Below are 7,020 nucleotides of genomic sequence, written 5' to 3' on the forward strand. Positions count from 1 at the left end.
AATAATATGGCAATTTCTTATAAACCATTATGGCACTTATTGGTAGAAAGAGAAATGAACAAAGAAGACTTAAAAAGAGCTGCAAACATAACAAGTAACATAGTTTCTAGAATGAGCAAAAACTCTTATGTGAACTTAGAGTCACTAGAAAAGATTTGCTTGGCATTGGATTGCAGAATTGAAGATGTTATAGAAATTCATAGAAATGAGGTGGAATAAAATTGAGCAATCTATCACAAATCAGAAGAGCTGAAATGCTAGAATACCTAAATCATCTAAAAGAAATTCACACAGATGATGAAAGTAGGATTGCACTTGGAAAGATTGAAACAGCCTTAACTGAGAAAAAATATGGATTAGTTTGGGAAGAACACGAAGAAGAAGTAGACAAACAACTTGTTCATAACATACCAGTTTTTAAAGAGATAGAAGATAAAAAGATAGTTAGAGATAATACCACTGATTTCAATTTTCTCTTAGAGGGGGATAATCTACATTCTCTAAAATTACTGGATAAGACTCACAAGGGTAATATTGATGTTATCTATATTGATCCACCTTACAATACAAAGAATAAGGAATTTGTATATGATGATAATAGGGTAGGTCTTGATGATGGGTTTAGACATTCTAAATGGCTATCTTTTATGGGGAAAAGGCTAGATTATGCTAAAAATTTATTATCTGATGATGGGATAATATTTATTAATATTGATGAAAATGAAGTCCATCAATTAAAAATTCTTGGTGACGAAATTTTTGGTGAAGATAATTTCTTGGGAGAATTTATCTGGAAAGCACGTTCTGGAAAAGGTGGAACTACAGCCTTAATTTCTATTGAGCATGAGTCTATTCTTTGTTATGCAAAAAATAAACCCGAAGCAAATTTTTATATGGAAATTAGGGTTAGTGATACTGAGAAGACAGAACAATTAAGGCAGTGGGGACAAGCTATATATAGGGAAGATAGACCAACAATGTTTTTCCCAATATTTTTTAATAATCTAGACAACAAATGGTGTTTACCAACTAAAGAGGAGTTGCAAAACTTATACGATAATGAAAATAAAGAGTTTAATGACTTATATTTAAATACTTTAATTGAAAAATATAAAAAAGAAAATTGGAAATCATTTTTGCCGATTATCGATTCTAGGTATGGAAGATGGCGTAGAGGATATGACGGGATACAAGATCTTATAGATGAAGAACTTATAATAAGTGACGGAGAAAAAGTAAAGCGAATAATACCTGGAGGAAATATTACAAAAACGGCTGTAAGTTCAATTTTGCCTGAAACATTAGGTACTTCAGCAAATGGAACTAAAGAAATAAAAGAGTTGTTTGACAACAAAAAAGTATTTGATACTACAAAGCCTTTATCTTTAGTAAAATATTTAATTAATCTTGGTACATTCAATAAGAAAAATGCTAATATAATAGACTATTTTGCTGGGAGTGGAACAACTGGGCAAGCAGTTATGCAGCTTAATAAAGAAGATGGCGGAAATAGGAAATATATTCTTTGTACTAACAATGAAAACAATATTTGCGAAAAAATCACTTATCAAAGAATGAAGAATATCCAAGAAGAACTTCCTCATAATCTTAAATACTATAAAACAGAATTTATACCTAAACTTTCAGAAGATGAGGAGATTTTATCTTCTAAACTCCTTGACTATATCAAAGAAATGGTCGAGCTTGAAAATATGTGTGAAATTGATGGGAACACTAGGAGAATAATTTTATCTGATGAAGATTTAAATATAGCACTTACTGAAATGGAAGAAAGTGGTGTTTTATATATTCCATCATTCATCTTACTAACCAATGAAATCAAGGATAGTATCGAAGAAAGGAAACTTGAAGTTGTTACTATCCCAGACTATTATTTCACAGAAGAATTAAGAGAGGTGAACGAATTATGATGTTAGATTTATTTGACTTTCAAACAGACGCCAAAAACTATCTTTTGGATAAAACGACAGATCCAAATGCAAAAAGAAAAATCATTGTAAAAAGTCCGACCGGGTCTGGCAAAACAATAATTCTACTTTCTTATATTTATGATTATCTTCTATGGCAGAACCCTAATAAGGTATTTATCTGGCTTACTCCAGGCAAGGGAGATTTAGAGGAACAATCAAAAGATAAAATGGACGAATATATTCCTCATGCAAAATCTGCTAATATACACGATGCTCTTCTGCAAGGTTTCAAGGGTGGTTATACCTATTTTATAAACTGGGAAATGATAACTAATAAAAAGAATAATGCACTTAAAGATAGTGAAAAGAAAAATCTTTTTGAAAGAATTGCAGAAGCACATAGGGAACAACTTTCTTTTATCACAATTATTGACGAGGAGCATTTGAACAACACCTCAAAAGCAGATGATATACTATATGCCCTTAATTCTGATAGAGAAATACGAGTATCGGCAACAACTGTCAAAAACCCTATGGCAGAATTTTATGAAATACCAGAAGAAGAGGTAATAAATTCTGGTCTAATCACAAAGGCACTCTATATAAACCCTGGTCTTGAAGCAGACGAGATGGACGACCTTGAAAGTGAAACTATTTATCTTATACAAAAAGCAGATGAAAAGAGAAAAGAAATCAAAGCTGAGTATGAGAAAATAGGAGAAAAAATCAACCCTCTAGTTATTATCCAATTTCCAGATATGAGTGAGTCCTTAGTTACTTTTGTAGAAGAACATCTAACAAATATGGGTTACACCTATAAGAATAAAATGCTTGCTAAATGGTTAAGTGAGGAAAAAATAAATACACTTGATGTTACAGATGAAGACTCCAAATCAAACTTCTTGATTATGAAACAAGCTATATCAACTGGTTGGGATTGTCCGAGAGCAAAGATACTTGTAAAACTCCGTGAAAATATGACGGAAACCTTTGAAACGCAAACAATAGGACGCATAAGGAGAATGCCAAGAGCAAGGCACTATGACAATGACTTATTAGATCTTTGCTTCCTCTATACATTCGATGAAAAGTACAAAGAATCTGTTATACAAGGTGGAAATGCCTATGAAGTTAAGAGGTTATTTTTAAAAGACAAGTGCAAAGATTTTGAACTTGTAAAAGAATATAGAAATAAAGACTATCAGTTTGTAGATGAAGTATTAGTTCGAGATAGAGCTTATGACTATTTTAAAGAAAAATATAAACTAACCAACATTAAAAAGGATAATGAAAAATTATTAGAGTCTTATGGCTTTATAATGGGAACAAAAGTTATATCTACCTTTAGGACTGGTAAGTTTATAAAACTCAAAGATATTGTTGATGAAAAGCAAGGTGAAAATAGAGAGATAGCCTATGAAGTATCAACTCACGATCATGGAATTGATTGTTTGCACGCAGTTGATATGATTAAAAAAGTCACTGGTGTGCCATCTAACAAAATGAGGGCAATTCTTCAACATCTTTTCCATAAAAATATACCATCAAGCAAGAAGTTATTAAATCTTTCTAATCGTGAGTGGTACGCTTTTATGATTAACAATGCTTATAAACTTAGAGATGATTTTTTAGATTTAGCAGCAATTTCTAATGAAAGACAAATGCAAATCTTGGATAAGAAAACTGAAAAATGGAAAATGCCTTTAGAAGATTTTTATAAGTATCTTCCGTATGAAACAGAAGTAGTTGAGTATGAGAAAAATGCCTATAAAGAATACAACACATCTATGACAACATCTCAATTTAGATCAACTTCAGAACAACTCTTAGAAAACTATCTTGAAAGTAGAGATGATGTAGATTGGTACTATAAAAATGGAGATACAGGGCAACAATATCTATCAGTTATTTACGGTAATAATCTAAGCAAAGAATATCTTTTTTATCCAGACTATATAATCAAAAAGAAAAATGGAGAAGTATGGATAATTGAAACTAAAGGTGGAGAAAGAAAAGGTGTAAGTAAAAATATTGATAAGCAAATCGAAAATAAATTCTATGCTTTTAAGGATTATGCAGATAGGCGTAAAATAAATTGGGGGTTTGTTAGAGATAAAGATACAAGACTTTATATTAACAATACAAACTACACAGAAGAAATGAATAATGAAAATTGGAAAAGACTAGAAGAATTATTATAATGAGAATATAAAGATTTTAAATTTAATATTTAAGATGAGAGATAAACCTAAAGACGGAAAGTAAGGAGATTTAAAATGTTTTTGAAAAATATTTTTACAAATCACAAATTAGAAGAACTGAAATGCTTGAATACTTAAATCATCTAAAAAATTCATACAGATGATGAAAGTAGGATTGCATTTGGCAAGATTGAAACAACCCGAACTGAGAAAAATATGGATTAGTTTGGGAGAACACGAAGAAGAAGTAAATAAAAGTAAAAGAGAAAAATTATGATTTTTTTGGGTGGAGGTAATTCATGGATTTTGAATTTATTATGTATCATTTTTTAAGTGGATGTATTCCTGTATTTTTAGCAGTAGCTATCTATTTTGCTATTTTATATGTAGTTGAAAAAAACAAACAAAAGGGCATATAATATTATCCTTTGTTTTCTGCTTTTATCTCATAGGGGTATTGGCGGCGACGGGTATTGCCATTAAAGGTTCATTTTCCCCAAGAATTGTTTATATTCCTTTTGTGGATATGATTAGAGGTCCAATAGAAACGTTTTTAAATGTAATTTTATTTATACCATTGGGATTTTTTCTACCATTTCTCTATAAAAAATATAATAGATTAGCAAATATAGTTTTAGCTGGATTTCTTATATCCTTATCTATTGAGTTTGTTCAGATGTTTGATATAGGAACAACAGATATAAATGACTTGATAGCAAATACTCTTGGCACATATTTGGGATTTAGTATTTATAAAACATTTAAGAAAGCTGTTCCAAAATCTTGGATTAATCAGACTCAAGTTGATGGTTTTCAATGCTATTATGAACTGTTATTTTTTTGGATAGGCTCATTAGCAATAATGCTCACTGTTCAGAGATATATTTTTAACATATTATTTGCTGCAAAGTTTTAATTAGTGGTTAGATGTTGGAGAGATAATAACAACTACTAAAACATTCTTAAAACAGGGATAGAGACACCTGTAGGAATAGTTCTATTCATATACTATTTATTATGTATTGTTGACATTCACATGAACAAAAATAAGAGGTGGTATAATCGATAAATCATAGGGCTAGTATAAATTAAGATTTATATATAGAGATAACAAGGATGTTATCTCTTTTTTAATACAAGAAAGGAGTTATATATGAAAAAATTAGAACAAATAAGACAAGAGTCAAAAGAAATAAAAGATAAAATTGACGATACAGAAGAAAGATTAAGGCAACTAAAAAATCAAGAAAAGAAGATATTAAAACAAGACATAGTAAAAAGAAGAAAAGAAAGAACTCATAGGCTAATAACAAGAGGAGCAATCTTAGAAAGCCTTATAGAAAATGCAGATGAACTAACAGATGAAGGAATAAAAATCCTATTAGAAGAAGCAACAAAGACAAAAGAATTTAAAGAAACACTAAGACTAATTGGAGAAAATTAAAATAATAAACAGGAAGATTTTTACAATGAGTATATTGCATAACTTATTTTATTTGAAAGTTTCAAGAAATATCTGAAAGAATACTTAAGAGAAACCAAGATCTTAAATATATTCAAACGGAAATCAAAAGTTGCCAATATGAGGAAAGATAAAAATAACCTTTACAATCAAATATTAGAAATACGAAAATAAGTAGAGCAAGCAGATAAAGTTAAGACTTGCATAGAGCATTTACTGGAACAATCAAAACGACTATCACAGGTAAAGAGGAATGAGTTAGACCTATTAAACTAGGTGAAAAAATGGTATAATTGTATATAATTATTTGATTTTGGAGGTGCTTAAATTTATGAATGAAAGAGAAAAAATCATTCGTTTATGGTTTGATATGTGGCTCACACAACAAGACTTAGGTATAGATGATATTTTTTTAGATGATGTAATTTATATTGAGTGCTGGAGTCCTAAGTATGAAGATCGTCAAACAGTAAAGCACTGGTTTGATGAATGGAATACAAGAGGAAAAGTGCTTGCTTGGGATATAAAGCAATTTTTTCATAAGGATAATCAAACTATTGTAGAATGGCATTTCAAAAATAAAATGAATGAGGGGAAAGTTGAAGAATTTGACGGTATTTCTTTGATTGTTTGGACAGCCGATAATAAGATAAAAGCATTGAAAGAGTTTGGCTGTAATTGTAATAACTACAATCCTTACAAAGAGAGTGAAACACCATTGTTTAGAGATGAAAAAGTGAATTGGTTTTAAGTTGATTACTATGGACATAGATAGATTTTTCAAAACAGTTTTATCACAAAATGCAGAAGAACTTAGGAAATTTTTTCAAAAAAATGCCGTTATAAAATGGCATTGCACAAATGAGGTATTTACCTTAGATGAGTATATAAAAGCAAATTGTGAATATCCAGGAAACTGGAATGGAGAAATAGAACGAATCGAAGAAAATGCAAATACTATTATTCTGGCTTGCCGAGTCTTTCCAAGAGATAATAGTGAGTCTTTTCATGTAGTAAGCTTTATCCATCTTAAAGATGATTTGATTATTGAAATGGATGAATATTGGTCTGATGATGGAATAGCACCAGAATGGCGTAAGAAAATGAAAATTGGGAAACGCATTAGGTAAATCCAATTTTGGAAATCAAACAATTTAATAAAAACTAACACAGTAACAGTAAATCAAAAAAGGTTTACTGTTTTTACTTGTCTAAAAATGGAAGGAAAATACATGGAAGAAGAAATAAGAGAAATAAAAGAAACACTAAAAATAATGAGAGGAAAATAAGAAAAAATAAAGGAGTCTGTAAATAATCAAATCTCCCTTAGATTTCTAAGGGCGCAATTATACACCCTAAAGGGTGCTTGCGTCCTGCGGAGCCAAACCCTTGCAGGGAGCAACAACCATTCGCTTTTTAAAAGTCA

Annotated in this window: 7 protein-coding genes; all 7 read left to right on the forward strand. The window is 30.1% G+C overall.

The genetic code is table 11. The features are described from left to right. A partial coding sequence (locus tag J2Z38_RS10335; protein WP_233463531.1) for a helix-turn-helix domain-containing protein occupies positions 1-219 on the forward strand: 219 nt, incomplete at its 5' end. Positions 220-221: 2 nt separating this feature from the next. After that, positions 222-1,931 (forward strand): site-specific DNA-methyltransferase, encoded by a 1,710-nt coding sequence (locus tag J2Z38_RS10340; RefSeq protein WP_209775212.1) that lies wholly within the window; start codon positions 222-224, stop codon positions 1,929-1,931. Continuing rightward, the gene (locus J2Z38_RS10345) at positions 1,928-4,132 is read left to right on the forward strand and encodes a DEAD/DEAH box helicase (RefSeq protein ID WP_209775213.1); all 2,205 of its coding nucleotides are present in this window, start codon (positions 1,928-1,930) and stop codon (positions 4,130-4,132) included. Before J2Z38_RS10340 ends, J2Z38_RS10345 begins: the two co-directional genes overlap by 4 nt. Before the next feature lie 457 nt (positions 4,133-4,589). Continuing rightward, positions 4,590-5,048, forward strand: coding sequence for a VanZ family protein (locus J2Z38_RS10350; RefSeq protein ID WP_233463532.1), 459 nt, complete (start codon positions 4,590-4,592; stop codon positions 5,046-5,048). 237 nt (positions 5,049-5,285) lie between these two features. Continuing rightward, on the forward strand, positions 5,286-5,576 hold the full coding sequence (locus J2Z38_RS10355; protein WP_209775215.1) for a DUF3847 domain-containing protein: 291 nt from the start codon (positions 5,286-5,288) through the stop codon (positions 5,574-5,576). A 349-nt stretch (positions 5,577-5,925) separates the two neighbouring features. Beyond that, positions 5,926-6,345 (forward strand): nuclear transport factor 2 family protein, encoded by a 420-nt coding sequence (locus tag J2Z38_RS10360; protein WP_209775217.1) that lies wholly within the window; start codon positions 5,926-5,928, stop codon positions 6,343-6,345. A 10-nt stretch (positions 6,346-6,355) separates the two neighbouring features. Further along, positions 6,356-6,724 carry a nuclear transport factor 2 family protein gene (locus J2Z38_RS10365; RefSeq protein ID WP_209775218.1) on the forward strand — a complete coding sequence of 123 codons (369 nt, stop codon included), beginning with the start codon at positions 6,356-6,358 and terminating at the stop codon, positions 6,722-6,724. Positions 6,725-7,020 lie beyond the last annotated feature (296 nt).

The sequence above is a fragment of the Anaerococcus degeneri genome (genome assembly GCF_017874475.1).
Classification (GTDB): domain Bacteria; phylum Bacillota; class Clostridia; order Tissierellales; family Peptoniphilaceae; genus Anaerococcus; species Anaerococcus degeneri.